Raw genomic sequence first — 26,125 nt, 5'->3', positions numbered from 1 at the left:
TTCCCTTTTCCTGTTGATGATGAAAGCGGCCACCCAGATGAGCACGACCCCGTTCACCCGACGTTCTCTCGCAGCCTTTTTCGCGGCCGGCGCCGCTGCTTTGGCGATCGGCGTTCCGGCGCATGCGCAGCAGCGCGTGATCCACATCGTCGTGCCCTTCGGCACCGGCGCGGTGCAGGACACGGTGGCGCGCGCCTTCAACAACGAGCTGGGCGCCGCGCTGAACGCCAGCGCCATCGTCGAGAACCGCGCGGGCGCGGGCGGCACCGTGGGCGCGGCCATCGTGGCGCGCGCGCCGGCCGACGGCAACACGCTGATCCTCGCGGCCGCGAGCCACAACATCGCGGGCTTTCTCTACAGCAAGCTCAGCTACGACCCGCTGAAGGACTTCGTCGGCGTCGCCAACGTCGGCAACGCGGGCTACGTGCTGGCGGTGGCCAGCGGCATGGGCGTGTCGAGCACGGCCGACTTCATCAAGGAGGTCAAGGCCAACCCCGGCAAGTACAACTACGCCTCCGCCGGCAACGGCAGCGCCACGCACCTGGCGATGGCCTCCTTCCTCGCGAAGGCGGGCCTGCAGATGACGCACATCCCCACCAAGTCGACCGGCGAGGCCGTCAACGAGGTGCTCGCGGGCCGCGTGCAGGCGGTGATCTCGTCGAGCATCGGCGTGATGGGCTTCCAGGAGGACGCGCGCATGAAGCTGCTGGCCTCCACCGGCCAGTCGCGCAGCCCCTTCCTGCCCAAGCTGCCGACCGTGGCCGAGAGCGGCCTGCCCGGCTACGCCTTCGACTCGTGGATCGGCCTGCTCGCGCCCGCAGGCACGCCCAAAGCCGAGGTCGAGCGCCTGAACGCCGTCACCAACAAGGTGCTGGCCGACCCGGCGATCCAGGAACGCTTCAAGCGCCTGGGCGTGGAGCCGCGCAGCCAGAGCGCGGAGGAGTTCCAGAAGCTGCTGCGTGCGGACTGGGATGCGATGGGGGCGGTGGTGAAGGCGTCGGGGGCGAAGGTCGACTGACTGACGGGAGGGAAATTACAAGCCTCAGGCGATATTATGTAAAAATACGCCAAAGCCGATATTTTGACAAAACAAGACAGGGCCGATATTCTGCAGGGGCAATGGAATATCCCCTGCGCTTCGTCGATCAGCTGCGGCCGCACCTCAAGGCCCTGCGCAAGCAGCGCGGCCTGACGCAGGCGCAGGCCGGCGCTCTCATCGGCGTCAGCCAGGCCCGCATCGCGGAAATCGAGGCGAACCCCGGCGCGGTCAGCTTCGAGCAGCTGATGAAGCTCCTGTCGGCGCTGGGCGCCTCCTTCTGCCTGCGTGAGGAAGCAGCGCCCAGTCCCGTACCTGTGGCCGCGGAAGAACCCGTGCTGTACGACGCAGTGAAGCTTCCGCCCGGCCCATGGACCGCCACGCCGATGAGCGACCAGTCGGTGCTGGTGCGGCTGGAAGCCGAATCGCCGGGTGCGCCGGGCGAATCGCTTCGCGCACTCCAGGCGCTGAACCCCGGCAAGGACGTCAAGCCCACCTCGCGCCGGAACTTCGTCGTCCGGCCCAAGAGGGAGTCGTGGTGACGCAGGCCCTCGACGCCTGGATGAACGGAGAGCGCGTAGGCACCTGGATCGTCGAACGCGGCGCCCATTCCTTCCGCTATGACCCAGCCTGGTCCGAATCGCCGCGGCGGCGATCGCTGTCGCTGTCGATCCCGCTCAACAGCGCGCTCGAGGTTCGCGGCGAGGTGGTCCGCAACTACTTCGACAACCTGCTGCCCGACAACGACAGGATTCGCGCGCGGCTGCGCAACCGCTTCCGGCTCAAGGACGCCACTGCCTTCGGCCTGCTCGAAGCCATCGGCCGCGACTGTGTCGGTGCCGTTCAACTCGTGCCCGAAGGCGCCGTGCCGCAAGGCTGGAACGCCATCGACTGCGAGCCGCTGGACGAGGCGCAGATCGCCGACCTGCTGCAGGCCGTTCCGTCCGAAGACGTGCCGCAAGGCATGCGCGACGAAGACCTGTTTCGCATCTCGCTGGCCGGCGCGCAGGAAAAGACGGCGCTGACCCGCTGGAATGGCGCATGGTGCCGGCCGCATGGCGCCACGCCCACCACGCACATCGTGAAGCTGCCGCTCGGGCTGATCGGCGGCTCCAGGCGCGTCGACGCCTCCGACTCGGTGCAGAACGAATGGCTGTGCGCGCAGATCGTGCTGGCCCTCGGCCTGCCGGTGGCGCCGACTTCCATGGCCACCTTCGGCGGGCAGACGGTGCTGATCGTGGAGCGCTTCGACCGCGAGTGGATGGACGGCGGGACCTGGATCGCACGCCTGCCGCAGGAAGATTTCTGCCAGGCCCTGGGCCTGCCGTCAGAAAGGAAGTACGAGCAGCACGGCGGGCCCGGCATGTCGAAGTGCCTGCAGCTGCTGCAAGGTAGCAGGAGCGCGGAAGACGGCGCGCGCTTCCTGCTCGCGCAGCTGGCTTTCTTCCTGCTCGCGGCCACCGACGGGCATGCCAAGAACTTCTCGATCCACCTCCAGCGCGGCGACGCCTACGAGATGACGCCGCTGTACGACGTCATCTCGATGTGGCCGTATTTCGGCGATGGCGCCAATCAGTTCCAGCCGCGCAGGGCGGGCCTGGCGATGGCGATCCGCTCGAGGAACGCGCACTACGTGTTCCAGACCATCCAGGCTCGCCACTGGCATGGCCTGGCGATGAAGAGCGGCGGCATCGACGTGTGGAACGCGATGCTCGATCTGGTGGCATCGGTGGACGCCGCGCTGGGCGAGGTCGAGGCTCTGCTGCCGCCGGACTTTCCCGCGCGCACCTGGGAGGCCATCTCGCAGGGCATGCGAGGCGAGGCGAAGCGATTCCTGGCGGGCGCCGACATCGCCTCGCGGGAGGCTGCTCAGGACTCCGCGCTCAGGACTCCGACGTGAACCCGATCTGCTTCACCAGCGGCCCCCAGCGCTCGTACTCGGCCTTCTGGTCGGCAGCCATGTCCTGCGGCGTGCCGCCGTTCGCGACCAGGCCGACCAGGGCCAGCGCGTCGATCACGGCCTTGTCCTTCAGCGCCCGGGTGATGGCCGCGTTGGCGGTGGCGATGGTGGCGGCGGGCGTCCTGGCGGGCGCGTAGAAGCCGAACCACTCCTCGGAGGTCACGTCGGGGTAGCCCAGTTCCGCGAAGGTCGGCACGTCGGGCAGGAAAGGCGAGCGCTTCTTGCCGGAGGTGGCCAGCACGCGGATGCGGCCGGCCTTCACGTACTGCAGGTAGTCGCCGCTGGGGTTCATGGCCGCCGCGATCTGGCCGCCCACCAGGTCGGTGATGCTGGGAACGGTGCCGCGATAGGGCACGTGCTTGAGATCGACGCCCGCGCGCATGCCCAGCAGCGCGCCCAGCAGGTGCGGCATGGAGCCGGCGCCCGGCGAGCCGTAGCTGGCCTTCTCGGGGTTGGCCTTGGCCCAGGCCAGGAAGTCCTTCAGCGTCTTGACCTCGGCCGGGACCGAAGGACCCACGGCCAGGCCGTGGAACATCACCGCGCCGATGGAAACGGCCGTCACGTCCTCGGGCTTGTACGAGAGCTTCGGATAGATGTACGGATACACCGAGAGCGCCGAGACGGGTGCCAGCGCCAGCACCGAGCCATCGGCCGGCGCGGCCTTGAGCGTCTCCAGTGCGATGCGCCCGCCCGCGCCGGGCTTGTTCTCGACGTAGCCGGGGTTCTTGCTGTAAGGCGTGCCGCCGAGCTTCTCGGCCACGCGGCGCGCCACGCTGTCCCCGGCGCTGCCGGGAGGAAAGCCGTAGATGACCTTCACCTGCTCCAGCGCCTGCGCGAGGGCGGCGAAGGGCGTCAGTGCGCCGGTGGCGGCGGCGCCTGCCATGGCGTTGAGGAAGTGGCGTCGTTGCATGTGCTGTGTCTCCTTGAGTTTGTGTGTTTGCGAAAGGGCTGGGGAAAACGGAAGGCGGCCCGGGAGGCTGCCGCGGAATCAGGCCGCCGCGCGCCGGCGGGCGTAGTCGATGAAGAACGCAAGGCTGCGCGGGTTCTGCATGCTGTCGGGGCTCGCCACCTTGTCGGCCGGCGTGCCCAGCAGCAGCTTGCGCAGGGGCACTTCCATCTTCTTGCCGCTGAGCGTGCGCGGGATCTCGTCCACCTGCACGACGTCGTCGGGCACGTGGCGCGTCGACGCCTTGGTGCGGATGGCGGCGCGGATGCGCTCGATGAGGGCCGCGTCGAGCGCCATGCCCGGCTGCAGCACCACGAACAGCGGCATGAACGAAGGCCGGCCCAGGTATTCGAGGTCGACCACGACGCTGTCGCGCACCTCGGGCAGCTGCTCGACCACGCGGTAGATCTCGGCGGTGCCCATGCGGATGCCGAAGCGATTGATGGTGCTGTCGGAGCGCCCGTAGATCACCGCGCTGCGCCGTGGCGTGAAGCGGATCCAGTCGCCGTGGCGCCAGACGCCGGGGAAGGTCTCGAAATAGCTCTCGCGATAGCGCCGGTTCTCGGGGTCATTCCAGAAGTACAGCGGCATCGATGGCATGGGCCTGGTGATGACGAGCTCGCCCACCTCGCCGACCACCGGCCGGCCGGCGTCGTCGAATGCGTACGCCGCCACGCCGAGTTCGGGGCACTGGATCTCGCCGGCGTGCACCGGCAGGCTGGGCGCGCAGGCCACGAAGCCCGAGGCGATGTCGGTGCCGCCGCTGATCGAGGCCAGCCAGAGGTCGGGCTTGACGGCGTCGTAGACCCACAGATAGGCCTCCACCGGCAGCGGCGAGCCGGTCGCGTTGATGGCGCGCAGCCGCTCCAGGTTCGCGGTGTCGCGCGGGCGCAGGCCGTCTTTCATGCAGTTGGCCAGGTAGGCCGCGCCGCAGCCGAACAGCGTGACGCCCTGTTCGCCGATGAAGCGCCACAGCGCGCCGGCGTCGGGCCAGGCGGGGTTGCCGTCGAACAGCACGATGCTCGCGCCGGTCAAAAGCGCGCCCACCTGCAGGTTCCACACGATCCAGCCGGTGCTGCCGAGGAACAGCAGCCTGTCGCCCGCGCGCAGGTCGTGCTGCAGCGCCATGGTCTTCAGGTGCGTGAGCACGATGCCGCCGTGGCCGTGCACCATCGCCTTGGGCAGGCCGGTGGTGCCCGACGAATAGACGATCCACAGCGGGTGGTCGAAAGGCAGGCGCTCGTAGCGCGGCGGCGCGTCCTCGCGCAGCGCGTCGGCCCAGTCGACGCGGTCGCGCCAGTCGGGTGCCGGGGGCTCGTCGCCCGGGCCCGGCACGTGGATCACGCGCTTCACGCTGGGCAGCTCGGCCAGCAACTCCTTCACCTGGGCGCTGCGGTCGTGGTGCTTGCCGTTGTAGCGGTAGCCGTCGGTCGCCAGCAGCAGGCAGGGCTCGATCTGGCGCAGCCGGTCGAGGACCACGCCGGGGCCCATGTCCGGCGCGCAGCTCGACCAGATGGCGCCGATGCTGGCGCAGGCCAGGAAGGCGACGACGGTCTCGGGCCAGTTGGGCAGGTAGCCCGCAACCCGGTCGCCGGGGCCGATGCCCCATGCGCGCATCCGGCCGGCCAGCGCGGCGGTGTCGCGCTCCAGCTCGGCCCATGACATGGCGCGCAGCGGCGCGTCTTCCCGGCGCGCGATGATCGCCGGGCTTGCCGGGTCATTGCCCACTCTGCGGAACACGTTCTCGGCGTAGTTCAGCCGCATGCCGGGAAACCACTGCGCACCGGGCATCTCACGCTGCGCGAGCACCGGTTGCGCATCGCCTTCGCCCACGACGCCGAAATACTCCCGGATCGATTGCCAGAAGAGTTCCAGCGAGTCGACGGACCACTGCCAGAGCTCCTCGTAGCCGCCCGCCGGCACGCCGTGGCGTTCGGCCAGCCATTGCTGGTAGGCATGCAGGCCGCTGGCGCGGACCTGTTCGGCCGAGGGGGTCCACAGCAGCTGGCCGTGGGCGTCGGAAGGGGGCGAATCGTGCATCGTGCGGCTGGAATCCGGAGGGCCGCCCGGCGGGCGGTTCGGGCCGAATTGTTCGGGCGATGCGGAAGCGATACTGTTGAAAATGAGACATTTGACTTAAGGGTTTGCCCGTTGGAAAAGAAGCCAGACGAACTGCGGAAAGCGCATCGCCAGGGCGCATCGCGTCCGCCGCCTTCCCGGCGCCCGAGGGCGGATGGACCCGCGGGCTTCGGCATCGACGAGCTGCTTCGCCTGTCGTCGTGGAGCGCGCCCTTTCCCGCGCCGCTGCGCAAGCGGGTGATGGAGCGCATGCGCGAGCACCGGGTGTCGCGCGGCCAGCTGCTGGCGCGGCGCGGCGAGATCCCGTCGGCCTGGTTCGGGCTGATGGAGGGGCTGCTGAAGACCTCGGTGCTCGCCGCCGACGGCCGCAGTTCCACGCTCGGCGGCATCCTGCCGGGCTGCTGGTTCGGCGAGGGCGCGCTGCTGCGCGGCAAGCCCCGCCATGCCGACTACGTGGCGCTGCGCGACAGCCGCGTCGCGCTGCTGCCGCAGGACGACTTCGCCCGCCTGCTGCAGGAGCATCCGCCCTTCAAGGACTTCATCTACGGCCAGATCAACGAGCGCCTGCACTACTTCATGGACCACGTGGGCGACGTGCGGCTGATGCGCGGCCCCGCGCGCGTGGCGAATGCGCTGTGCGGGCTGGCCCATCCGCTGAACAACCCGCTCGGGCTGATCCACCTTCCCATCGCGCAGGACGAGCTCGCCGCCATCGCCGGCGTCTCGCGCCAGCGCTGCAACCTCGCGCTGCAGCACATGCAGGCCGAAGGCTGGCTGCACGTGGGCTATGGGCAACTGACCCTGCTCGCGCTGGAGCCGATCGCGGGCATGGCGCGGGCGGGCTGATCCGCTGCTGCTTCGGCGCCCCGCCCTATGCGCCTGTAGGACGCCGGCGGATTGAACTCCGCGTCCTCCAAAGCCATGCTCTGGAGGTGCCTCCGGCGCACCGTGCGCGGGGGCGGAAAGGACTTTCCATGAATTCGACGTCGCCCCTCGAACAGCCTGCGGCCATGCGCGCGGGCGGATCGCCCAAGGTGCTCTGGGCCGTGATCGGTGTGCTGGCCATCGCGGTCGCGGCGCTGGGCGGGGTGCTGCTGCACAGGCAAGGGCAGGAAACGGCCGCGCCTGCATCCACGCCCGTGGCCGCCGCGGCGACCGCCCCGGCGCCCGACGACTTCAAGCCCGAAGCCATGCCACCCGCGCCTGCCATGCCGCCGCCTGCCGTCGGTGGCTACGCTGGTGCAGCCGGCACGGCCCCGCAGTCGATGGCCGCCGTGCCGCAGGCGGCGCCTGCTCCCGCGAACTCGACGACGGTTGCCGCCGCCGAGCCTGCGCCCGCCATGCCGGCCGCGCCCGCTTGCGCGGTCTGCGGCCGCGTCGAGTCGGTCCGGCCGGTGCAGCGCCAGCAGAAGACCACGGGCATGGGAGCCGTCACCGGTGGTGTGGTCGGCGGCCTCGTCGGCAACCAGTTCGGCCACGGCAACGGCCGCGTCGCCACCACGGTGCTGGGCGCTGTGGGCGGCGGTTTTGCCGGCAATGCCATCGAGAAGCACGTGCGCACCGTCACCGTCTACGAGGTGGGCGTGCGCATGGACGACGGCCGGCTGCGCACGGTCGAGACGAAGACCGCGCCGCCGATCGGCAAGCCGGTCACGCTCCAGCGCGGCGTGCTGCGTCCCGCCGACGGCCGTAAGTAGGCGGGCCTTCCGCAGGGCTTTCGCGCCCTGCGCCTCCGCCTCCGTATCACAGAAGAACACGACGCAAAAGAGCGATTGCCCGAAAAGTATCTTGACCGTATATCCTTAATATATTTAGAGTGCGGCGTTTTCCACCGCACATCCGAAGGAGCGATCAAGTGAGCAATCCCCGCTGGCAGGGCGTTTTTCCCGCCGTCACCACCAAGTTCAACGCCGACGAGAGCATCGACGCCGAGGGCACGGCCCGGCACATCGACTTCCAGATCCGCAACGGCATCCACGGCCTCGTCACCTGCGGCTCGCTCGGCGAGGCCAGCACGCTGACGCTGGAGGAGAAGCTGCAGGTCGCGAAGATCGCGCTCGAAGCCGCCGACGGCCGCATCCCCGTGCTGGCCAACGTCTCGGAAACCAGCACCCGCGAGGCGCTGCGCTATGTCGACGGCGCCAACAGGCTCGGCGTGGCCGGCTTCATGGTGATGCCCTCGGTGATCTACGTGGCCGACGCGCGCGAGGCAATGCTCAACGTGCGCACCATCGCCAACGCGGCGCAGAAACCCATCATGGTCTACAACAACCCGGTGGCCTACCGCGTCGACCTGAAGCCGCAGCACATGGCCGAGCTGGCCGACTGCGAATGGATCGCCGCCATCAAGGAAAGCACCGACGACATCCGCCGCATCACCGACCTGCGCAACACCGTGGGCGACCGCTACCAGCTCTTCCTCGGCGTCGACGATCTCGCCTACGAGGGCCTGGCGCTGGGCTGCGACGGCCTGCTGGCGGGCGTGGGCTGTGCCTTCCCGCGCGAGACCGTGGCGCTCTACGACCTGATGAAGGCCGGCAAATTCGCCGAAGCGCTCAAGCTCTACCAGTGGATGACGCCCATGCTGCATCTCGACGTGTCGACCAAGCTGGTGCAGAACCTCAAGCTCATCGACGCGCTCGTGGGCGTGGGCACCGAGCACATGCGCCGCCCGCGCCTGCCGCTCATCGGCGCCGAGCGCGAGTTCATCGAAGGCATCGTGAAGAAGGCGCTCGCGACGAGGCCTGTTCAATACCAGTCGGTCATGTAATAAACCGACGGCGCGCCGGCACCGGCTTACCGGTCGGCTGCCGGCCGCGTGTTTTTCATCGTCCCCAACCCAGCAGGAAGAAGCATGAAGACAAAAGCAGGCATGGTTTCGTTTCTCGGTCTCGCAGCCCTGGCCCTCGCCGGCCAGGCGCATGCGCAGGAGCAGGTCGTCAAGATCGGCCACAGCGGTCCTCTCTCGGGCCCCAATGCCTTCGCGGGCAAGGACAATGAAAACGGCGTGCGCCTCGCCATCGAGGAGCTCAACGCGAAGAAGCTCGTGGTCGGCGGCAAGACGCTGAAGTTCGAACTCGTCTCCGAAGACGACCAGTGCGACGCCAAGACCGGCGTGAGCGTGGCGCAGAAGTTCGTGGACGACGGCGTCAAGTTCGTCATGGGCCCGTACTGCTCGGGCGTGGCCATTCCGGCTTCGCGCGTCTACAGCGACGGCGGCACCATGGTCTCGACCGTGGGCACCAACCCGAAGGTCACCCAGGGCGGCTACAAGAACCTCTACCGCATCATCGCGAGCGACAACCAGATCGGCGGCGCCATGGCCGTGTATGCGGCCAAGGAGATGAAGCTGAAGAAGGTCGGCGTGATCGACGACCGCACCGCCTTCGGCCAGGGCCTCGCCGAGGAGTTCACCAAGGAGGCCAAGAAGCAGGGCCTCACCGTGGTCGGCCAGGAGTTCACCACCGACAAGGCCGTGGACTTCACCGCCATCCTCACCAACATGAAGGCCAAGGCGCCCGAGGCCATCTTCTTCGGCGGCTACGCCCCGCAGGCCGCGCCCATGGCACGCCAGATGAAGCAGCTCGCCGTGCCCGGCAAGCTGCTGGGCGGCGACACCGTCTGCAGCCCCGCCACCGGCAAGCTCGGCGGCGATGCGGTCAACGACCTGGTGTTCTGCGCGCAGGGCGGCTCCATCCTCGAGAAGGCGCAGAGCGGCCCGGCCTTCAAGGAGAAGTTCAAGAAGCGCTTCAACGTCGATCCCGACGCCTACGCCGCCTCGTACTACGACCAGGTGCTCTTCATCGGCGAGTCGATGAAGAAGGCCAACTCCATCGACCCCGACAAGGTCGGCGCCGAGCTCTACAAGGCCACCTACAAGGGCGTGGCCGCCACCTACGCCTACGACGACAAGGGCAACATGAAGCAGGCGCCGATCACCGTGTTCACCTTCAAGAACGCGGCGCCGGTGCCCATCGCCAGCTACTGAAGCAGAAAGAACGGACCACGCCACATGCAGCGCATCCAGGTCATCGACTCACACACGGGCGGCGAGCCCACGCGCCTGGTGGTCGGGGGCTTCCCCGACCTGGGCAAGGGCAGCATGGCCGAGCGCCGCGCGCTGCTGGCCGAGCGGCACGACAGGTGGCGCGCCGCCGCCGTGCTGGAGCCGCGCGGCAGCGATGTGGTGGTGGGCGCGCTGCTGTGCGAGCCCGTCTCGGCCGACGCAGCAGCCGGCGTCGTCTTCTTCAACAACGCCGGCTACCTCGGCATGTGCGGCCACGGCACCATCGGGCTGGTGGCCAGCCTCGCGCACATGGGGCGCATCGGCGTGGGCGAGCACCGCATCGAGACGCCCGTGGGCACCGTGACCACCACGCTGCACGAAGACGGCTCGGTGAGCGTGCGCAACGTGCCCGCCTACAGGCACCTGCGGCAGGCGGCGGTCGAGCTGCCGGGCCACGGCACCGTGCGCGGCGACGTGGCCTGGGGCGGCAACTGGTTCTTCCTGGTGAGCGAGCACGGCCAGAGCGTGGCGAGCGACAACCTCGCCGCGCTCACCGACTACACCGCCGCCCTGCGCAAGGCCCTGGCGGCGCAGGGCATCACCGGTGCCGACGGCGCCGAGATCGACCACATCGAACTCTTCGCCGACGACAGCGAAGGCGCCGACAGCCGCAACTTCGTGCTGTGCCCCGGCAACGCCTACGACCGCTCGCCCTGCGGCACCGGCACCAGCGCCAAGATCGCCTGCCTGGCGGCCGACGGCAAGCTCGCGCCGGGCGAAGTGTGGAAGCAGGCCAGCGTGATCGGCAGCGTCTTCGAGGCCAGCTATGCGCTCGACGGCGAAGGCCGCGTCGTTCCCACGCTGCGCGGCCGCGCGCACATCAGCGCCGAGGCGACGCTGCTGATCGACGACGCCGACCCCTTCGGCTGGGGCATCCGGCTCTGACGTCGGGCGCAGCGGGCGGAATGGACGCGGACGTCATCGTCATCGGCGCCGGCATCGTCGGCGCCGCGTGCGCGCATGCGCTTGCTCAAGCCGGCGCGAAGGTGCTGGTGCTCGACGCGGGCATCGGCAGTGCCACCGGCGCGGGCATGGGCCACCTCGTGGCGATGGACGACAACCCGGCCGAGCTCGAGCTGAGCCGCCGTTCGATCGCGCAATGGCGCGAGCTCGCGCCGCGCATGAGCGAAGACTGCGCATACAGCCCCTGCGGCACGCTGTGGATCGCCGCCAGCGACGAGGAGATGGCCGAGGCCGAACGCAAGCAGCAGCGGCTTCGCGCGCACGGCATCGACAGCCGCCTGCTCGACGCGCACCAGCTCGCGGCCGCCGAGCCCGCGCTGCGCAAGGGCCTCGCCGGTGCGCTCGAAGTGCCGGGCGACGGCATCCTCTACGCACCCAACGCGGCGCGCTGGCTGCTCGCCCAGCAGGCGGCATCGGTCCGCGTCGAGCAGGCGAAGGTCGAGGCCATCGAGGACGGCGGCGCGCTGCGCCTGGCCGACGGCAGCCGTCGCGCCGCGCCGCAGGTCGTGCTCGCCAACGGCATCCAGGCGACCACGCTCTGCCCCGAGCTGCCGATCCGTCCGAAGAAGGGCCACCTGCTCATCACCGACCGCTATCCGGGCACGGTGCATCACCAGCTCGTCGAGCTCGGCTACGTCACCAGTGCGCACCACAGCGAGGGCGACTCGGTCGCCTTCAACGTGCAGCCGCGTCCCACGGGGCAGCTGCTGATCGGCTCCTCGCGCCAGTTCGACACCACCGACGCGGCCGTGGAAGCGCCGATGCTGGCGCGCATGCTCCAGCGCGCCCTGGAATACCTGCCGGGGCTCGCCAGCCTCAACGCGCTGCGTTCGTGGACCGGCATGCGCGCGGCCTCGCCCGACGGCCTGCCGTTGCTGGGCAAGCACCCATGGCGCGAGAAGCTCTGGCTCGCCGTCGGCCACGAAGGCCTGGGCGTGACCACCGCGCCCGGCAGCGCGCATTTGCTCGCCGCGCTGATGACCGGCGCGGCACCCGGTTTCGACGCCGCACCCTATGCGCCGCGCGGCCTGCGGGAGGCCGCATGAACAACGGCCACACCCTGCTGCACATCGACGGCCATCCGGTCCGCGTGCAGGCGGGCAGCTCGGTCGCCGCCGCACTGCGCGTGGCCGGCGGCATGGGCGTCGCGCGCACGTCGGTCACGGGCCAGCCGCGCGCGCCCTTCTGCGGCATGGGCGTGTGCCAGGAGTGCCGTGTGCTGATCGACGGCAAGCGCAGGCTCGCGTGCCAGACGGTGTGCGCCGAGGGCATGCGCGTGGAGACTTTGGAATGAACGGCGTCGTGCCCGAGCGCTGCGACGTGCTCGTCATCGGCGCCGGCCCTGCCGGCATGGCGGCGGCTGTTGCGGCCGCACCGAGCGGCGCATCGATCGTCGTGATCGACGACAACCCCGCGCCCGGCGGACAGATCTGGCGCGACGGCCCCGGTGCCAGGCTGCCGCCCGCCGCGCGCAAGTGGCGCGATGCGCTCGAACGCCACGCCAACATCCGCGTGCGCAGCGGCACGCGCGTGGTCGCCGCGCCCGGGCCCGGCGAGTTGCTGCTCGAAGACGCCGACGGCGCCGTGCGCATGCGATGGGGCAAGCTCGTCCTCTGCACCGGCGCGCGCGAACTGCTGCTGCCCTTTCCCGGCTGGACGCTGCCGGGCGTGACCGGGGCTGGCGGCCTGCAGGCGCTCATCAAGGCCGGCCTGCCGGTGGAGGGCGAGCGCATCGTCATCGCGGGCAGCGGCCCTCTGCTGCTGGCCGCCGCAGCCACCGCGCGCGCGGCGGGCGCGAGGGTGCTGCGCATCGCCGAGCAGGCTTCGTTCGCCTCGGTCGCGCGCTTCGGTGCCAGCCTCGCGCGCTGGCCCGGCAAGGCGGCACAGGCCGTCACGCTGGCCGACCCTTGCTATCGCACTTCGTCGCACGTGGTCTCGGCGGGTGGCGCCTTGCAGGTCGAGTCGGTGCGCTTGCGCCGAGGTAACGGCAAGGAGGTGGAGATCGCCTGCGACCGCATCGCCTGCGGCTTCGGCCTGGTGCCCAACACGCAGCTCGGCCGCATGCTCGGCTGCGCGCTGGCTTCGGACGGCTTCAGCGCGCGGGGCCTACAGGTCGATGCGCGGCAGGCCACCAGCGTGCCCGGCATCTTCGCGGCGGGCGAGTGCACCGGCTTCGGCGGCAGCGAGCGCGCGCTGGCGCAGGGCAGCATCGCCGGCCATGCGGCGGTGGGCAACGAGCGTGCCGCCGCCGCCCACGAAGGCGAACGCGCCCGCTGGGATGCCTTCGCCGCGCAGCTGCACCGCAGCTTCGCGCTGCATGCCGACATCCGCACCTTGCCCCAGCCCGACACGCTCGTGTGCCGCTGCGAGGACGTGCCTTTCTCCGCGCTGAAAGACTGCAGCGGCTGGACCGACGCCAAGCTGCACCGCCGCTGCGGCATGGGCGCCTGCCAGGGGCGCGTGTGCGGTGACGCGGCGCAGTTCCTCTTCGGATGGACACCGCCAGCGCCGCGCCCGCCGCTGTCGCCGGTGCGCATCGCCACGCTCGCTGGCCTCGCGGGCGAAGGCGCGGACGCCCGACAATGACGCTGCCGCATCCGCAGAACAAGACCATGGCCTCCCCGAAGAACACCGTCGCACCCCGTCCCCAGCCGAAGCGCCGCGCCGCCGACGAGGCCTACGACGCCATCGAGACGCTGTTGTCCACCATGCAGCTGCAGCCCGGCAGCCAGATCGTCGAGGCCGAACTCGCCGAGCGCACCGGCCTGGGCCGCACGCCGGTGCGCGAGGCGCTGATGCGCATGGTGTCCATCGGCCTCATCGTGCAGCAGCCCCGGCGCGGGCTGCTGGTGTCGGCCATCGACCTGGCCGACCACCTGGACGTGATCCAGACGCGGCGGGTGCTCGAACTGCTGATCGCCGCCTGCTCGGCGCGCCGCGCCACCGCGCGGCAGCGCCAGGAGATCGTGCGCTGCGCCGAGGCGATGGTCGAGGCCGCGGGCCGCGGCGACCTCAACGACTACATGCAGGCCGACCGCGCGCTGGATCTCGTCAACCACCAGGCGAGCCACAACGACTCGGCGGTGCGCGCGGTGATCCCGCCCATCGTGCAGTGCCGGCGCTTCTGGTACGCCTACCAGCACGAGGGCGAGATCGTCGAGGGTGCGAACGCGCACCTGCAACTGGCGCGCGGCATCGCGACCGGCGACGAGGCGGCCGCCACGGCTGGCGCCAACCGGCTGATGGACTACCTCGAGGTCTTCGCGCGCAAGATCATCGACAACTAGCAAAAGAGAAAAAAACAGGCCGAAGGACTTCGTTCGCTGCCCCGGCACCCCGGGCAGCTGCCCGGGCCACGGCCGCAGCCTGGCCTTCCTTCAGCGCACGCCCGCCGGCGCGGTGCGCACCGTCGGCGGCTGCGCGCCGCGCTGCGCATGCTGGCTCAGCCAGATGCTCGCGATCACGATGAAGATGCCCAGCACCTGCCACGTCGAGAGCGCCTGGCCGAGCAGCGCCCAGCCGAGGATCACGGCCGTCACCGGGCTCAGGAAGGCCAGCGGCGCGATGGTCGAGGGCTCCAGCCGCGCCACGCCGCGGAACCACACGATGTAGGTCAGCGCGGCGCCCACCAGGCCGAGCCAGCCGAAGCCGATCCAGTTGTGCAGCGTGAGCGCGGGCAGCGGCGGCTCCAGCAGCAGCGCCACCGGCAGGAGCAGAAGGCCGCCGGCGGTGAGCTGCCAGGCCGTGAAGGTCAGCGCCGACACCGGCGGCTGCCAGCGCCGGCTCAGCACCGTGCCGAAGGCCATCGACACCGCCGCGGCGATGGCGGCCGCGATGCCGAGCGCGTCGAGCGCCGCGTTCGGCGTCAGCACCAGCAGCGCCACCCCGCCGATGCCGACCACCGCCGCCACCACCGACAGCGCGCGCACCTGCGAACCGAGGAAGAAGCTGGCCAGGAACACCACCATCAGCGGCTGCACCGAGGTGATGGTGGCCGCCACCCCGCCCGGCAGCCGGTAGGCCGCGAGGAACAGCATCGCCCACAGCACCGAGAAATTCAGCGCGCCCAGCAGCAGGATGCGGCCCCACCACGCCCGCTCGGGCAGCTGCCGCACGATCGCGAGCAGCAGCAGGCCGGCAGGCAGCGCGCGAAGCAGCGCCACCGTCAGCGGGTAGTTGGCGGGCAATAGCTCGGTAGTGACGATGTAGGTGCTGCCCCAGATGGCGGGCGCCGTGGCGGTGAGGAGGATGTCGGTGGTGCGGCTGGTCATGCCTCGAATCTAGTGAGTTGACCGGCGGTTGTGAATGTCCGAATAATGAATTGATTCTTTACCGGCAGTCGTCAATAAGGCATGGACCACCTCACCGCCCTCAAAGTCTTCCGCACGGCCGCCTCCAGCGGTAGCTTTGCCGGCGCCGCGCGGCAGATGGGGCTTTCGGCGGCGGCCGTCAGCAAGAACATTGCGGAGCTGGAGGCGCATCTGAAGGTGCGGCTCATCAACCGCACCACCCGGCAGATGAGCCTGACCGAGGCCGGCGCGGCGTACCACGAGCGGCTGTCGCGCATCCTCGACGAACTCGCCGAGGCCGACGCCGCGCTGGCGCCCATGGGCAGCAGCCCCGGCGGCGTGCTGCGCGTGAGCGCGCCGCTGACCTTCGCGCTCACCCTGCTGTCGCCGGCCGTTCCCGAGTTCATGGCCCGCCATCCGAACCTGCGGCTGGAGCTGAACCTGCAGGACGCCCGCGTCGACATCATCGGCGAGGGCTACGACCTCGCCATAAGGGGCAGCGACCGGCTGGAAGATTCGAGCCTCGTCGCGCGCGAGCTCATGACCATGGACCACGTGCTGTGCGGCGCCCCCGCCTACTTCGCCATCGCCGGCCGGCCCGGACAGCCCGGCGACCTGAAGAACCACGAGTGCGTGCAGTTCACGCTCTCGGGCCACGCCAACAAATGGACCTTCGCGCGCGCCGGCCGCAGCGTGTCGGTGCACATCGACGGGCGCTACAAGGTCGGCTCCAGCATCGCCGTGCGCGACGCGCTGCTCGCGGGCTTCGGCCTGAGCCTTGTCCCGCGCATCTACGTCGAGGCCGAACTGGCCTCGGGCCGGCTGGAGGCGGTGCTCGAAGACTGGGAGGCCGACCGCACGCCGATCTACGCCGTGTACCCCTCGCGTCACCTCGCGGCGAAGACCCGCGCCTTCGTCGATTTCCTGGTCGAGCGGCTTTCGGGGCGCTGACCGTTCAGCAGCCTGCCGACGGGCGTGCGGCGCACCAGCAGCTGGTAGCTCGCGAGCGCCACCAGCGAGGTGGCCGCGATGTTCAGGCCCATCTTCGCGACCGCGCCCAGCGGCGCGTTGAACAGCAGGATGCCGAAGCCCACGGTGCCCAGCATGTGCACCAGGTACACCCAGTACGAGCTTTGCGACAGGTAGGCCAGCACCGCGTTCTGGCGCGGCAGGTAGCGCACGAAGCCGCCGATCAGCGCCATGCTCCAGAGCCACGCGGTGGCGTTGTAGGCGAAGGCGATCCAGAACTCCGGGTGCGGCACGCGATGCAGGCTGCCGCCGCGCGAGGCGCCCAGCAGCAGCACGGTTGCAACGAGGAAGGCGAGGCCCGCCGCCGCGCAGCCCTTGCACCGCGCCGCGAACAGCGCCAGCAGCCGCTCCTGTTGGCCATGCAAGTACCAGCCGGCCACGAAGAAGAGGCCGCTCTGCATCCATTCGGCCAGCGGCGGCAGGAACGAGCCGCTTTCCGTGACCATGCCCGACGGATAGAGCATGCCTACAAAGGCCAGCGGCAGCGCCAGCACCGCGAAACCCCAGCGTCGCGCCATCAGCCCGGTGAAGCCGGAGGCCAGCGCCTCGCGTAGCCGCGCCGGCACGAAGCGCCGGACCCGCATGCCGGCCCACGCCAGCACGCTGAGCCAGAACAGCTGGTACAGGAACCACAGGTGCATGGTGTTGAAGGGCGAGCCGCTGGCTTGCCGCGCGGGTGTCAGCGCGACGTCGATGCCCGGCACGCCGCGCACCGTCAGGTGGATGTAGACCATCGCCAGCACCGTGGTTGCCACGAAAAGCGGCGGCCAGAAGATCGCGAAGGGCAGCGCGAGCCGCAGGCAGCGGTTCTTCAGCATGCCGTTCGCGCCGCGCCGCTCGGCCAGCAGCGCCACGAAGAAGCCGGCCAGCACGAAGAACACCGGCATGCGGAAGCTGTGGATGAACAGCAGCAGCAGGTCGGCCACCGGCGACGTCTTCGGGTCGCGCCACGGCAGCGGCGAGTCGATGGTGAGATGGTTGATCGCGACGTGCAGCACGATGCCGAGCCACATCATGAGGGCGCGGAGGTTGTCGAGCGCGTGCAGCCGCTGGGGGGCCTGGGTGGTGTGTGCGTTGTTCATGCGGCCACTGTCGGGCCTCACGCAACGTCAGGGTCAAGCGCTGCGCGGGGCCGTCGCGGGATTCATCGCGCGCAGCAGGTAGTCGCGCACCGCAGGCGTGGTGACGGCGGTGGCCTGCAGCACCGGTTCGGCCGCCATCGCCTGCATCAGCCGGGCGCCGATGCCGGGGTCGTGGTCGGTGAAGGCGTCGAACAGGCGCGCCCATTCGCGCGCGATGGCCTGCACGGCTTCGTCTTCGGGCGGAACGCCGCGCGCCTGCAGGGCCGCGAGTTCGGCTGCGAGCCGCCGCCATTCGTCCTCGGGCGGCGGGCCCAGCCGCGCGAAGTCGTCTGTGCGCATGTGGCGCAGCAGTGCGGCCATGCGGATGCCGATGGCCTCGCCGATGTAGTCGACCAGCTCCGTGGAAGGCCCGTCTTCGCGGCGCGCCACGGGTTCGCGGCGGTACATCTCGCTCCAGCGCGTGACGAGGTCGTAGTTGCCGTCCATCCACTGGCCCATCAGTGTCATCCAGCGCGCGGCCAGCGGCTGCGCTTCCAGCGAGTCGGCAGGCACACCCCGCGCCATCAGCGCCGCCACCTCGGCCACCAGCGGCGGCCAGCGCTCGGCCACGAGCTTCCAGTTGGCCATGAGCGACCGGATCTCGGCAGGGCTGAAGTAGCGGCCGTAGGTGGTCATCTGCTCCAGCGTGGCGAGCCAGTCCTTCATGTCGGGCTGGGCGCCTTCGGCCAGGCGCTGCTCGAGCAGGCCGAGCCGTTCGCGCAGGGCGGTGGCTTGCGCGATCTGCTGGTCGAGCGAAGCCATCTGGCGCCGGAGGATGGATGGCAGCGCATCGCTTTCCGTGCCGAGCACCGCGCCGATTTCCGCCAGCGGCAGGCCCAGCAGCCGCAGCGCCTGGATGGCGTGCAGGCGGGCGATGTCGGCCGCGTTGTAGAGCCGGTAGCCGGCCTCGGAGCGCGCGGAGGGCGCCAGCAGGCCGATGGCGTCGTAGTGGTGCAGCGTGCGCACCGTGAGGCCGGTGTGCCGGGCGAGTTCTCCGACCTTGAGCAGCACGGTGGTCGCTCCTGCGGTTTCAGCTGGCGTCGGATTTCGGCTCGGGCAGCTCGGGGTCTTCCCAGCCCAGCAGCTCCGCCAGCCGCCGCACGACCCAGGTGGCCTCGGCCGCCGACACGCCCGATTCGGGCGCCAACAGGCCGGCGTGGATGCGCCGCAGGATCTCGCCTTCGACCGGCACCTCGGTGTGGTGCTGGATCTGCGCATGGCCCACGAGGTGGCTGGCGAGGTCCTCGCAGATCTCGTAGCGCTCGCGCACCACGCCGATGGGCTCGCTCAGGCGCTGGCGCGCATCGGTGTAGACCGCGAAGAACGAGGGCGGGATGAGGATCTGGTTGTCGTCGGACATCGCGGGTCTCGGGGGAAGGCTCGGGGCGGCGCGCCCCAATGACAAAACGCGCCCTGGGGCGCGTTCGTCGTGGCTCCTTCAGGGAGCCGGCTGGCCGAAGGCCGGATCAGCCGCCCTTCTTGGCGCGCTTGCCGGGGTTCTTCTTGCTGCGCGTGGCGGTGCCGCGTTCGAGGCTGACCTTCTGGCCGCCACCGGAGCGCGGCACGGTGTAGCCGGGCAGCGGCGTCGGCTTCGGGGTGGCAACGCGTTCGGCTTCGGTACGGAATGTCTTGGGCATGAAAAGCTCGGGTAAAAGTGAATGTTCGAACCTGCAATTAGGCCACATCGGGAATTTCACATGCCAATAACCGCAACGGCGGGTGGTGTCGGGCGCGCGCGCTTCGTTTCTGGCTCGCTGATGCGCCATGTCTGCGTGATGGCCGGCACGGGCGCCATCGGGCTGATCGCGGTGTTCGCGGTCGACCTCATCAACCTGTTCTACATCTCGCTGCTGGGCGAGAAGGAGATCGCCGCGGCGATCGGCTTCGCGGGCGTGGTGGGCTTCTTCCATGCGTCGCTGTGCATCGGCCTGACCATCGGCATCGCGGCGGTGGTGTCGCGCACCGTGGGCGCGGGGCGCGCCGAGGATGCGCGCCGCATCGGCACGTCGAGCCTCGTGCTGATGACGGCGCTGGCCGTGGTGGCCGGCACGGGCACTGCGTTCTTCCTGCATCCGGCGCTGCACGCGCTCGGCGCCCAGGGCGAGACGGCTCGGCTCGCGCATCGCTACCTCTCGGTGACGGTGCACACGCTGCCGCTGCTGGGCATCGGCATGGCGACTTCGGCGCTGCTGCGTTCCATCGGCGATGCGCGCCGTGCGATGACGGTGACGCTCGGCGGCGCCTTCGTGACGGCGGCGCTCGACCCGATCCTGATCTTCGGCTTCGGCCTGGGGCTCGACGGCGCGGCCATCAGCGCGGTGGTCTCGCGCATCGTGCTCGCGGCCGTCGGCCTGCATGGGGTGATCGTGCGGCACCGCATGCTCGGGCGCTTCGAGCCGCACAGGCTCGCCGACGATGCGCGCGCGCTCGGCACGGTGGCGGCGCCGGCGGTGCTGACGAATCTCGCGACGCCGGTGGGCGCGGCCTTCGTCACGCATTCGGTCGCGCAGTTCGGACCCTCGGCGGTGGCGGGCGCGGCCACCATCGACCGGCTGACGCCGGTGGCCTTCGGGCTGGTCTATGCGCTCAGCGGCGCGGTCGGGCCGATCCTCGCGCAGAACCTGGGCGCTGGGCAGTTCCGCCGCGTGCAGGAGGGGCTGCGCGACAGCCTGCTCTTCATGGTGGTGTCGGTGGCCGTGGCGTGGCTGGTGCTGGCGCTCGGGCAGGGCGTGCTGATCCGCGCGTTCTCGGCCGACGGGCAGGCTGCGCAGCTGATCTCGCTCTTCTGCAGCTGGCTGGCCGCGAGCTTCTTCTTCGCGGGCGGGCTGTTCGTGGCGAACGCCTCGTTCAACAACCTCGGGCATCCGCTGCTGTCGACCGCGTTCAACTGGGGGCGCGCCACGCTGGGCACCATTCCGTTCGCGTGGTGGGGCTCGCACTACGGCGCGGCCGGCGTGCTGATCGGTCAGGCCGTGGGCTCGTCGATCTTCGGGCTGCTGGCGGTGATCGTCGCGTTCCGGCTGGCCGCGAAGCTGGCGCGGCAGGAGGTGCCGGCAGGTACGGCCCCGGCGCTCGACGCGCCGGTGGCGCCGACCTCGCCGCAGGCGGCTACTGCTCCAGCAGCCGCACCTTGACCGACTTGCCCTTCACGCGGCCGGCCGACAGCTTGCGCACCGCTTCCGCCGCGATGGCGCGGTCCACCGCCACGTAGGTCGAGAACTCGTTGACGTTGATCTTGCCGACCTGCTCCTTGGCATAGCCGCAGTCGCCGGTCAGCGCGCCCAGCACGTCGCCGGCGCGGATCTTCTCCTTGCGACCGCCCACGATCTGCAGCGTGGCCATCGGCGGCTGCAGCGGCGCGCCCTTGCCCGGCGTGAGCTCGGCCAGCGGGTGCCATTCGGATTCGCGGCCCTGCAGCTGCTCGATCTTTCCGACGCTGCCCATCTCGTCCATGCTTGCGAGGTTCAGCGCCAGGCCTTCCGAGGCGCCCTGCTGCCCCACGCGGCCGGTGCGGCCGACGCGGTGGATGTGCACCTCGGCATCGGGCGTCACGTCGACGTTGATCACCGCTTCGAGCTGTGCGATGTCGAGCCCGCGCGCCGCCACGTCGGTGGCCACCAGCACCGAGCAGCTGCGGTTGGCGAACTGCACCAGCACCTGGTCGCGCTCGCGCTGCTCCAGCTCGCCGAAGAGGGCCAGCGCGCTGAAGCCCTGGGCGCGCAGCACCTCGACGAGGTCGCGGCACTGCTGCTTGGTGTTGCAGAAAGCCAGCGTGCTCACGGGGCGGAAGTGGTCGAGCAGCAGGCTCACGGCGTGCAGGCGCTCGTGGTCTGCCACCTCGTACCAGCGCTGGCGGATCTTGCTGCCCTCGTGCTGCGACTGCACCGCGATCTGCTCGGGGCTCTTCATGAACTGCTGCGCGAGCTTCGCGATGCCTTCGGGGTACGTGGCCGAGAACAACAGCGTCTGGCGCGCCGATGGGCACTGGCGCGCCACCTTCACGATGTCGTCGAAGAAGCCCATGTCGAGCATGCGGTCGGCCTCGTCGAGCACCAGGGTGTTGAGCGCTTCCAGGTTCAGGTTCTCGCGCTCCAGGTGGTCCATGATGCGCCCCGGCGTGCCCACCACGATGTGCGCGCCGTGCTCCAGGCTGGCCACCTGCCCGCGCAGCGCGACGCCGCCGCAGAGCGTGACCACCTTGATGTTCTCCTCGGCGCGCGCGAGGCGGCGGATCTCGGTCGTGACCTGGTCTGCCAGTTCGCGCGTCGGGCACAGCACCAGCGCCTGCACCGCGAAGCGGCGCGGGTTCAGGTTGGAAAGCAGTGCGAGGGCGAAGGCGGCGGTCTTGCCGCTGCCGGTCTTGGCCTGCGCGATCAGGTCCTTGCCGAGCAGCGCCGGCGGCAGCGCGGCCGCCTGGATCGGCGTCATCTGCGTGTAGCCGAGCTGCGTGAGGTTGGCCAGCATCTGCGGCGAGAGCGCCAGCGCGGAGAAGCCGTTGTTCTTGTCGCCGTTGCCGGCCGTGGAATCGGGGGTGGTCATGGTTCGATGGCCGGCGGGACGCACGAATGACAAAGGCCTTGCGGCACCCATGGCGGGCGTCGCAAGGCCTTCGGTCGGTGGCGTATCAGCGGCGGGGTGCGTTGTTGTTGCCGGAGCCGCCGGAGCCGGAGTTCGTCGGCGGCGGGCCGCGGCGCTCCAGGTGGCGGAAGGTGATGCGGCCCTTGGTCAGGTCGTAGGGCGAGAGCTCGAGCGACACCTTGTCGCCGGCCAGGATGCGGATGTGGTGCTTGCGCATCTTGCCGCCGCTGTAGGCGATCAGCTGATGGCCGTTGTCCAGCGTGACGCGGTAGCGCGAGTCCGGCAGGACTTCGGTCACCGCGCCGTTCATTTCGATCAGTTCTTCCTTTGGCATCTGTGCTTACCTCTGAATCGTTCGTTCGATGTGTGTTGGAGATTGAATTGGTGTGATTGTTTCAGCCCGCGCACGGGAGCGCGAGACGGACGCGCGATTCGCTTCAACAGGAACGACGGCAGTGGTGGCCATCATGGGCGCCGGTCTGGCGCTCCAACACACTGTGAATGCCGGCTTGCCGAGCGGGAGGCCGGAGAGTCCGGGAGCAGCGCAGCTTGCAGGCGGGATTGACGAAATTCTTCGTCGTGGTATCGAAACGAACCCGACATTATAGCTTGCAGGGCATGACAGTTGCTTGTCTTAAAACAACGCCCAAAAGAAAAAGGCCCCGAAGGGCCGTTGTGCAAGCGCTATTTGCTATCGAAAGCATAGCTTAGCAGGAGTGGCGCCGGCCGCGCGCGCCCGGCGTGCAGCAGCAGCAGCATCAGGCCGGCGAACTGGCAGGCCGCCCCCACCCAGCCCACCGTGCCGACGCCGAACAGCTCGATCGCCACCCCGCCCAGCCCCGAGCCCGCGGCGATGCCCAGGTAGATCGCCGAGGCGTTGAGCGACAGCGTCATCGGCGCGCGCTCCGGCGCCAGCCGGATCAGCCGCACCGCCTGCGCCGGCCCGAAACCCCAGCCCGCGAAGCCCCAGAGCGCCGACAGGCCCACGATCGCCGGCAGCGCCAGCCCGTGCGGCAGCATCTGCGCCGCGAACGACAGCCCGCCCAGGATCAGCACCAGCATCAGCGCGAAACCCTGCGCCATGCGGTCGGCGCCGAAGTGGTCGGTGGCCCAGCCGCCGGCCGCGGTGCCGATGGCCGCCGCGACGCCGATGGCGAAGAACACCGCGCCCGTGCCTTCAGCGCCGAAACCCAGCGTGTGCGAGAGGAAAAGCGCGATGTAGGTGTAGAAGCTGAACCCGCCCGTGGCCCACAGCAGGCTGACCAGCAAACCCGGCAGCACGCCCGGTTCGCGGGCGATGGCGAAGGCCGGTGCCCGCTTTTCGGCGACCGGTGCCTGCGCCAGTTCGCGCGGCAGCCCCAGCGCGAGGCCCCAGGTGGCGAGCGCCGCCACCGCCGCGATCAGCAGGTAGGCCGTGCGCCAGCCGCCCCAGCCCGCGATCCACGCGCCCAGCGGCACGCCGAGCGCCACCGCCACCGTGCCGCCGCCGGTCACGATCGCCAGCGCCCGGCCGCGCAGCGCGGGCGACACCATCACCGCCGCCACCGCGCTCGCCGTCGGCAGGAACACGCCGGCCACCAGCCCCAGCGCGACGCGCGCCAGCGCCAGCTGTACGAAGCCGTGCGCCATCGAGGCCGCCAGCGTCATCCCAGAGAAGGCCGCGAGGCTGACAACCAGCAGCCGGCGGCGTCCGAAGCGCGCCAGCAGCGCGGCCATCAGCGGCGAGCCGATCGCATAGCTCAGCGCGAACAGCAGCACCAGCTGCCCGGCGCGCGCGGCGCTGATCTGCAGGTCGGCTGCCAGCACCGGCAGCAGCCCCGCGACCATGAAGCTCTCGGTGCCGATGGCGAAGGCGCCCAGCGCGAGCCAGCCCAGGCTCAGCGGCAGGCGCTCGGCCGGTTGCGGCGCGGAGGAGGAAGAGGAAAGAGCCGTGTTGTTCATGACGATGACTCCGTGGAAAGTGTGTTCAGTGCCTCCAGAATAGGTTTGCAAGTGGCTCTTCAAAAGAACCACAATAGGCGAAGTTCATGGAGCCACTTTTCGAACTCGCCATCCGCCTGCCGCCCGCCGGCTCGCGCGACCTGCTGCGCGAGCTGCACCGCCAGTTGCGCGCAGCCATCCTCGATGGCCGGCTGCAGCCCGGCGCGCGCCTGCCCGCCACGCGGGCGCTGGCGCAGCGGCTGGGCGTGTCGCGCAACACCATGCTGGCGGCCTACGACCTGCTGCTGGGCGAGGGCTACCTGCTCGCCCGGCCGGGCGCCGGCACCTACGTGGCCGACACGCTGCCGGCGTCCCGACGGCGCCCTGCCCCCAGGAGAGCCTTGGCCGCCGGCCGCGACCCCCGCCTCGTGCCCGCGAGCGTCCCCGGCGCCGACCTCGCTCCCACCCTGCAGCCGCCGCCCGCGCGCGACGACTTCCGCGTCGGCCTGCCCGACGTGAGCCTGTTCCCCTTCGACATCTGGCGCCGCCTGAGCGACCGCGCCCTGCGCCGCGTCGCGCGCCAGACGGCCGACTACGCCGATCCGCAGGGCCAGGCCGCGCTGCGCGAAGCCATCGCCGGGCATGTGTCGTTCACCCGCGCGGTCGGTTGCACGGCCGACGACGTCGTGGTCACGGCCGGCGCCCAGCAGGCCTTCGGGCTGCTCGCGCGCATCCTGGTCGTGCCGGGGCGCACCGTGGTCGCGGTGGAGCAGCTTTTCTATCCCTCGCTGCGCGAGGCCATGCTGGCGGCAGGCGCGAGGGTGGTGACGGTGCCCACCGACGCCGAGGGCCTGTGCGTGGAGCGCATTCCGCCCGAGGCGCGCGTGGTCTGCGTGACGCCCTCGCACCAGTTCCCCACCGGCGTCGCGATGTCGCCGCAGCGCCGCGCCGCGCTGCTGGCTTTCGCACGCGAGCGCAACGCGGTGATCGTCGAGGACGACTACGACAGCGAGTTCCGCTTCGTGGGCCGCCCGCTCGACGCGCTGCAGACGCTGGACCGCGCCGAGTCGGTCTTCTACGTTGGCACCTTCTCGAAGAGCCTCTTTCCCGCGCTGCGCCTGGGCTTCGTGGTGGCGCCGCCCTGGGCCCGCGCGGCGCTGGTGCGATCGCGCGAGCTGGCCGACTGGCACGGCCCCGTGCTCGGGCAGGAGGCGCTTGCGGCCTTCATCGCCGAGGGGCACCTCGCGCGCCACATCCGCAAGATGCGCAAGCTCTACGGCGCGCGGCGCACCGCCCTGCTGGAGGCATTGGCGCGCCACGGCGCGGGCCGGCTCGAGACGATTCCGTCGAGCGCCGGCCTGCACCTGTCGGCACGGCTGCATGGCGACACGCGCGACTTCACCGTGGTCGAGCGCGCCGCGGCGGCCGGCATCACGCTGCCGCCGCTGTCGCGCTTCGCGCTCGATCCGCTGGCGCCCGGCACGCCCAACGGGCTGGCCTTCGGCTACGGGCTGATCGGCGAGGCGCAGATCGACGGGGCGATCCGGCGGCTTGCGGGGCTGCTGTAGCTAGGCCCGGTCCAGCGGCAGTTGCGTGGTGAACTTGGTGGTCGACAGCACCACGTCGCTCGAATAGTTCTCCAGCTCCAGCGCGTCGCCCAGCTGCTCCTGCGCGAAGGCCTGGTACTCGGGCAGCGAGCGCGCGCAGATCACAAGCACGAAGTCGGTGTCGCCCGCCACGCAGTGGCACTGCAGCACCTGCGGCAGCGCGTGCACCTTGCGTTCGAAGGCCTGTATCGCCTCGCGCGTGGTGCTGCGCAGCGACACGCGCGAGATCACCAGCACCGGAAAGCCCACGCGCGCGGCGTCGAGGATCGCCACCTCCTCGCGGATCACGCCCGAGCGCCGCAGCCGCTGCACGCGCTTGAGGCAGGCCGAGGGCGAGAGGTTCACGCGCTCGGCCAGCGCCTGGTTCTGCAGGCCCGCGTCGGCCTGCAGCTCGGCGAGGATGCTCTGGTCGATGCGATCGAGATCGAGGGTGCCGGTCTTCATGGTGCCGCCAGTGTGGCGCAACGCCCGTGCAATCGGATGCGCTTTGGGGCCTGCACAACGACACCGGATTCTCCGGCCGCTGGATAC

At 70.4% G+C, this 26,125-nt stretch carries 26 protein-coding genes; 15 read left to right on the top strand and 11 right to left on the bottom strand.

Features of this window, described 5'->3' with window-relative positions; all coding sequences use genetic code 11:
- Positions 1-37 precede the first annotated feature (37 nt).
- The 3 genes from ABL844_RS31555 to ABL844_RS31545 all read left to right on the top strand — a co-directional run bounded on the left by ABL844_RS31555 (position 38) and on the right by ABL844_RS31545 (position 2,936).
- Positions 38-1,018 carry a tripartite tricarboxylate transporter substrate-binding protein gene (locus tag ABL844_RS31555; RefSeq protein WP_418130059.1) on the top strand — a complete coding sequence of 327 codons (981 nt, stop codon included), beginning with the start codon at positions 38-40 and terminating at the stop codon, positions 1,016-1,018.
- A gap of 101 nt (positions 1,019-1,119) precedes the next feature.
- Complete coding sequence (locus tag ABL844_RS31550) at positions 1,120-1,578, top strand: helix-turn-helix domain-containing protein (protein WP_418130058.1); 459 nt, start codon at positions 1,120-1,122, stop codon at positions 1,576-1,578.
- Positions 1,572-2,936: a HipA domain-containing protein gene (locus tag ABL844_RS31545; protein ID WP_418130057.1), complete on the top strand. Its 1,365-nt coding sequence runs from the start codon at positions 1,572-1,574 to the stop codon at positions 2,934-2,936. The genes ABL844_RS31550 and ABL844_RS31545 overlap by 7 nt, the downstream gene beginning before the upstream one ends.
- On the opposite strand, the gene ABL844_RS31540 is transcribed toward ABL844_RS31545, so the two are convergent.
- Complete coding sequence (locus ABL844_RS31540) at positions 2,920-3,906, bottom strand: Bug family tripartite tricarboxylate transporter substrate binding protein (RefSeq protein WP_418118517.1); 987 nt, start codon at positions 3,904-3,906, stop codon at positions 2,920-2,922. The two genes, ABL844_RS31545 and ABL844_RS31540, sit on opposite strands and share 17 nt — an antisense overlap.
- A 78-nt stretch (positions 3,907-3,984) precedes the next feature.
- Positions 3,985-5,982: an acetoacetate--CoA ligase gene (locus ABL844_RS31535; RefSeq protein WP_418130056.1), complete on the bottom strand. Its 1,998-nt coding sequence runs from the start codon at positions 5,980-5,982 to the stop codon at positions 3,985-3,987.
- Positions 5,983-6,093: 111 nt separating this feature from the next.
- On the opposite strand from ABL844_RS31535, the gene ABL844_RS31530 reads away from it, so the two are divergent.
- The 9 genes from ABL844_RS31530 (at position 6,094) to ABL844_RS31490 (ending at position 14,337) form a co-directional block, all read left to right on the top strand.
- Positions 6,094-6,867 (top strand): Crp/Fnr family transcriptional regulator, encoded by a 774-nt coding sequence (locus ABL844_RS31530; RefSeq protein ID WP_418130055.1) that lies wholly within the window; start codon positions 6,094-6,096, stop codon positions 6,865-6,867.
- Between the two features lie 128 nt (positions 6,868-6,995).
- Positions 6,996-7,718, top strand: coding sequence for a glycine zipper 2TM domain-containing protein (locus tag ABL844_RS31525; protein ID WP_418130054.1), 723 nt, complete (start codon positions 6,996-6,998; stop codon positions 7,716-7,718).
- A 158-nt stretch (positions 7,719-7,876) separates the two neighbouring features.
- The gene (locus tag ABL844_RS31520; RefSeq protein WP_418130053.1) at positions 7,877-8,791 is read left to right on the top strand and encodes a dihydrodipicolinate synthase family protein; all 915 of its coding nucleotides are present in this window, start codon (positions 7,877-7,879) and stop codon (positions 8,789-8,791) included.
- Positions 8,792-8,875: 84 nt separating this feature from the next.
- The gene (locus tag ABL844_RS31515) at positions 8,876-10,009 is read left to right on the top strand and encodes a branched-chain amino acid ABC transporter substrate-binding protein (RefSeq protein WP_126020994.1); all 1,134 of its coding nucleotides are present in this window, start codon (positions 8,876-8,878) and stop codon (positions 10,007-10,009) included.
- Positions 10,010-10,033: 24 nt separating this feature from the next.
- Positions 10,034-10,972, top strand: a complete 939-nt coding sequence (locus ABL844_RS31510; RefSeq protein WP_418118513.1) for a 4-hydroxyproline epimerase — start codon at positions 10,034-10,036, stop codon at positions 10,970-10,972.
- 20 nt (positions 10,973-10,992) lie between these two features.
- The gene (locus ABL844_RS31505) at positions 10,993-12,096 is read left to right on the top strand and encodes an NAD(P)/FAD-dependent oxidoreductase (protein ID WP_418130052.1); all 1,104 of its coding nucleotides are present in this window, start codon (positions 10,993-10,995) and stop codon (positions 12,094-12,096) included.
- Positions 12,093-12,344: a (2Fe-2S)-binding protein gene (locus ABL844_RS31500; protein WP_369660322.1), complete on the top strand. Its 252-nt coding sequence runs from the start codon at positions 12,093-12,095 to the stop codon at positions 12,342-12,344. The genes ABL844_RS31505 and ABL844_RS31500 overlap by 4 nt, the downstream gene beginning before the upstream one ends.
- Positions 12,341-13,636: an FAD-dependent oxidoreductase gene (locus tag ABL844_RS31495; RefSeq protein WP_418130051.1), complete on the top strand. Its 1,296-nt coding sequence runs from the start codon at positions 12,341-12,343 to the stop codon at positions 13,634-13,636. Before ABL844_RS31500 ends, ABL844_RS31495 begins: the two co-directional genes overlap by 4 nt.
- A gap of 26 nt (positions 13,637-13,662) precedes the next feature.
- The gene (locus ABL844_RS31490; RefSeq protein WP_126021001.1) at positions 13,663-14,337 is read left to right on the top strand and encodes a GntR family transcriptional regulator; all 675 of its coding nucleotides are present in this window, start codon (positions 13,663-13,665) and stop codon (positions 14,335-14,337) included.
- Between the two features lie 90 nt (positions 14,338-14,427).
- Here the strand turns inward: ABL844_RS31490 and ABL844_RS31485 are convergent, their stop codons facing one another.
- Positions 14,428-15,321, bottom strand: a complete 894-nt coding sequence (locus tag ABL844_RS31485) for an EamA family transporter (protein WP_418130050.1) — start codon at positions 15,319-15,321, stop codon at positions 14,428-14,430.
- Positions 15,322-15,402: 81 nt separating this feature from the next.
- On the opposite strand from ABL844_RS31485, the gene ABL844_RS31480 reads away from it, so the two are divergent.
- Positions 15,403-16,290: a LysR family transcriptional regulator gene (locus tag ABL844_RS31480; protein WP_369660325.1), complete on the top strand. Its 888-nt coding sequence runs from the start codon at positions 15,403-15,405 to the stop codon at positions 16,288-16,290.
- Here ABL844_RS31480 and ABL844_RS31475 read toward each other — a convergent pair.
- The 4 genes from ABL844_RS31475 to ABL844_RS31460 form a co-directional block, all read right to left on the bottom strand.
- Complete coding sequence (locus ABL844_RS31475) at positions 16,227-17,450, bottom strand: acyltransferase family protein (RefSeq protein ID WP_418130049.1); 1,224 nt, start codon at positions 17,448-17,450, stop codon at positions 16,227-16,229. The two genes, ABL844_RS31480 and ABL844_RS31475, sit on opposite strands and share 64 nt — an antisense overlap.
- A gap of 33 nt (positions 17,451-17,483) precedes the next feature.
- Positions 17,484-18,500 (bottom strand): TipAS antibiotic-recognition domain-containing protein, encoded by a 1,017-nt coding sequence (locus ABL844_RS31470; protein ID WP_418130048.1) that lies wholly within the window; start codon positions 18,498-18,500, stop codon positions 17,484-17,486.
- Between the two features lie 19 nt (positions 18,501-18,519).
- Complete coding sequence (locus ABL844_RS31465) at positions 18,520-18,849, bottom strand: hypothetical protein (RefSeq protein ID WP_418130047.1); 330 nt, start codon at positions 18,847-18,849, stop codon at positions 18,520-18,522.
- Positions 18,850-18,955: 106 nt separating this feature from the next.
- On the bottom strand, positions 18,956-19,126 hold the full coding sequence (locus ABL844_RS31460; RefSeq protein WP_164546861.1) for a hypothetical protein: 171 nt from the start codon (positions 19,124-19,126) through the stop codon (positions 18,956-18,958).
- Positions 19,127-19,186: 60 nt separating this feature from the next.
- On the opposite strand from ABL844_RS31460, the gene ABL844_RS31455 reads away from it, so the two are divergent.
- Entirely contained in the window at positions 19,187-20,623 is a 1,437-nt protein-coding gene (locus tag ABL844_RS31455) for an MATE family efflux transporter (RefSeq protein ID WP_418130046.1), read from the top strand.
- Here ABL844_RS31455 and dbpA read toward each other — a convergent pair.
- From dbpA to ABL844_RS31440, 3 genes are all read right to left on the bottom strand, one after another.
- Positions 20,598-22,028 (bottom strand): ATP-dependent RNA helicase DbpA, encoded by a 1,431-nt coding sequence (dbpA, locus tag ABL844_RS31450; RefSeq protein ID WP_418123416.1) that lies wholly within the window; start codon positions 22,026-22,028, stop codon positions 20,598-20,600. The two genes, ABL844_RS31455 and dbpA, sit on opposite strands and share 26 nt — an antisense overlap.
- 85 nt (positions 22,029-22,113) lie before the next feature.
- Entirely contained in the window at positions 22,114-22,401 is a 288-nt protein-coding gene (gene infA, locus ABL844_RS31445; protein ID WP_093195906.1) for a translation initiation factor IF-1, read from the bottom strand.
- Positions 22,402-22,751: 350 nt separating this feature from the next.
- Complete coding sequence (locus ABL844_RS31440; RefSeq protein ID WP_418123414.1) at positions 22,752-24,008, bottom strand: MFS transporter; 1,257 nt, start codon at positions 24,006-24,008, stop codon at positions 22,752-22,754.
- An 86-nt stretch (positions 24,009-24,094) separates the two neighbouring features.
- Between ABL844_RS31440 and ABL844_RS31435 the strand changes: the two genes are divergently transcribed.
- Positions 24,095-25,555, top strand: a complete 1,461-nt coding sequence (locus ABL844_RS31435; protein WP_418130045.1) for a PLP-dependent aminotransferase family protein — start codon at positions 24,095-24,097, stop codon at positions 25,553-25,555.
- Here ABL844_RS31435 and ABL844_RS31430 read toward each other — a convergent pair whose 3' ends face one another.
- Entirely contained in the window at positions 25,556-26,038 is a 483-nt protein-coding gene (locus ABL844_RS31430; protein ID WP_418118502.1) for an Lrp/AsnC family transcriptional regulator, read from the bottom strand. It lies immediately after the preceding gene.
- Positions 26,039-26,125 lie beyond the last annotated feature (87 nt).

Origin of the sequence: Variovorax sp. 278MFTsu5.1 (genome assembly GCF_048305045.1) — a bacterium.
Lineage (GTDB): Bacteria > Pseudomonadota > Gammaproteobacteria > Burkholderiales > Burkholderiaceae_C > Variovorax > Variovorax guangxiensis.
This window is presented reverse-complemented; position numbering and strand designations above follow the sequence as displayed.

What these genes read in the sequence shown, in the direction of transcription:
- ABL844_RS31555 (WP_418130059.1), top strand. Translation starts at nt 38, where the DNA reads ATGAGCACGACCCCGTTCACCCGACGTTCTCTCGCAGCCTTTTTCGCG.
- ABL844_RS31550 (WP_418130058.1), top strand. Translation starts at nt 1,120, where the DNA reads ATGGAATATCCCCTGCGCTTCGTCGATCAGCTGCGGCCGCACCTCAAG.
- ABL844_RS31540 (WP_418118517.1), bottom strand. Translation starts at nt 3,906, where the DNA reads ATGCAACGACGCCACTTCCTCAACGCCATGGCAGGCGCCGCCGCCACC.
- ABL844_RS31535 (WP_418130056.1), bottom strand. Translation starts at nt 5,982, where the DNA reads ATGCACGATTCGCCCCCTTCCGACGCCCACGGCCAGCTGCTGTGGACC.
- ABL844_RS31525 (WP_418130054.1), top strand. Translation starts at nt 6,996, where the DNA reads ATGAATTCGACGTCGCCCCTCGAACAGCCTGCGGCCATGCGCGCGGGC.
- ABL844_RS31515 (WP_126020994.1), top strand. Translation starts at nt 8,876, where the DNA reads ATGAAGACAAAAGCAGGCATGGTTTCGTTTCTCGGTCTCGCAGCCCTG.
- ABL844_RS31510 (WP_418118513.1), top strand. Translation starts at nt 10,034, where the DNA reads ATGCAGCGCATCCAGGTCATCGACTCACACACGGGCGGCGAGCCCACG.
- ABL844_RS31505 (WP_418130052.1), top strand. Translation starts at nt 10,993, where the DNA reads ATGGACGCGGACGTCATCGTCATCGGCGCCGGCATCGTCGGCGCCGCG.
- ABL844_RS31500 (WP_369660322.1), top strand. Translation starts at nt 12,093, where the DNA reads ATGAACAACGGCCACACCCTGCTGCACATCGACGGCCATCCGGTCCGC.
- ABL844_RS31495 (WP_418130051.1), top strand. Translation starts at nt 12,341, where the DNA reads ATGAACGGCGTCGTGCCCGAGCGCTGCGACGTGCTCGTCATCGGCGCC.
- ABL844_RS31490 (WP_126021001.1), top strand. Translation starts at nt 13,663, where the DNA reads ATGGCCTCCCCGAAGAACACCGTCGCACCCCGTCCCCAGCCGAAGCGC.
- ABL844_RS31485 (WP_418130050.1), bottom strand. Translation starts at nt 15,321, where the DNA reads ATGACCAGCCGCACCACCGACATCCTCCTCACCGCCACGGCGCCCGCC.
- ABL844_RS31480 (WP_369660325.1), top strand. Translation starts at nt 15,403, where the DNA reads ATGGACCACCTCACCGCCCTCAAAGTCTTCCGCACGGCCGCCTCCAGC.
- ABL844_RS31475 (WP_418130049.1), bottom strand. Translation starts at nt 17,450, where the DNA reads ATGAACAACGCACACACCACCCAGGCCCCCCAGCGGCTGCACGCGCTC.
- ABL844_RS31465 (WP_418130047.1), bottom strand. Translation starts at nt 18,849, where the DNA reads ATGTCCGACGACAACCAGATCCTCATCCCGCCCTCGTTCTTCGCGGTC.
- ABL844_RS31460 (WP_164546861.1), bottom strand. Translation starts at nt 19,126, where the DNA reads ATGCCCAAGACATTCCGTACCGAAGCCGAACGCGTTGCCACCCCGAAG.
- ABL844_RS31455 (WP_418130046.1), top strand. Translation starts at nt 19,187, where the DNA reads ATGCCAATAACCGCAACGGCGGGTGGTGTCGGGCGCGCGCGCTTCGTT.
- dbpA (WP_418123416.1), bottom strand. Translation starts at nt 22,028, where the DNA reads ATGACCACCCCCGATTCCACGGCCGGCAACGGCGACAAGAACAACGGC.
- infA (WP_093195906.1), bottom strand. Translation starts at nt 22,401, where the DNA reads ATGCCAAAGGAAGAACTGATCGAAATGAACGGCGCGGTGACCGAAGTC.
- ABL844_RS31440 (WP_418123414.1), bottom strand. Translation starts at nt 24,008, where the DNA reads ATGAACAACACGGCTCTTTCCTCTTCCTCCTCCGCGCCGCAACCGGCC.
- ABL844_RS31435 (WP_418130045.1), top strand. Translation starts at nt 24,095, where the DNA reads ATGGAGCCACTTTTCGAACTCGCCATCCGCCTGCCGCCCGCCGGCTCG.
- ABL844_RS31430 (WP_418118502.1), bottom strand. Translation starts at nt 26,038, where the DNA reads ATGAAGACCGGCACCCTCGATCTCGATCGCATCGACCAGAGCATCCTC.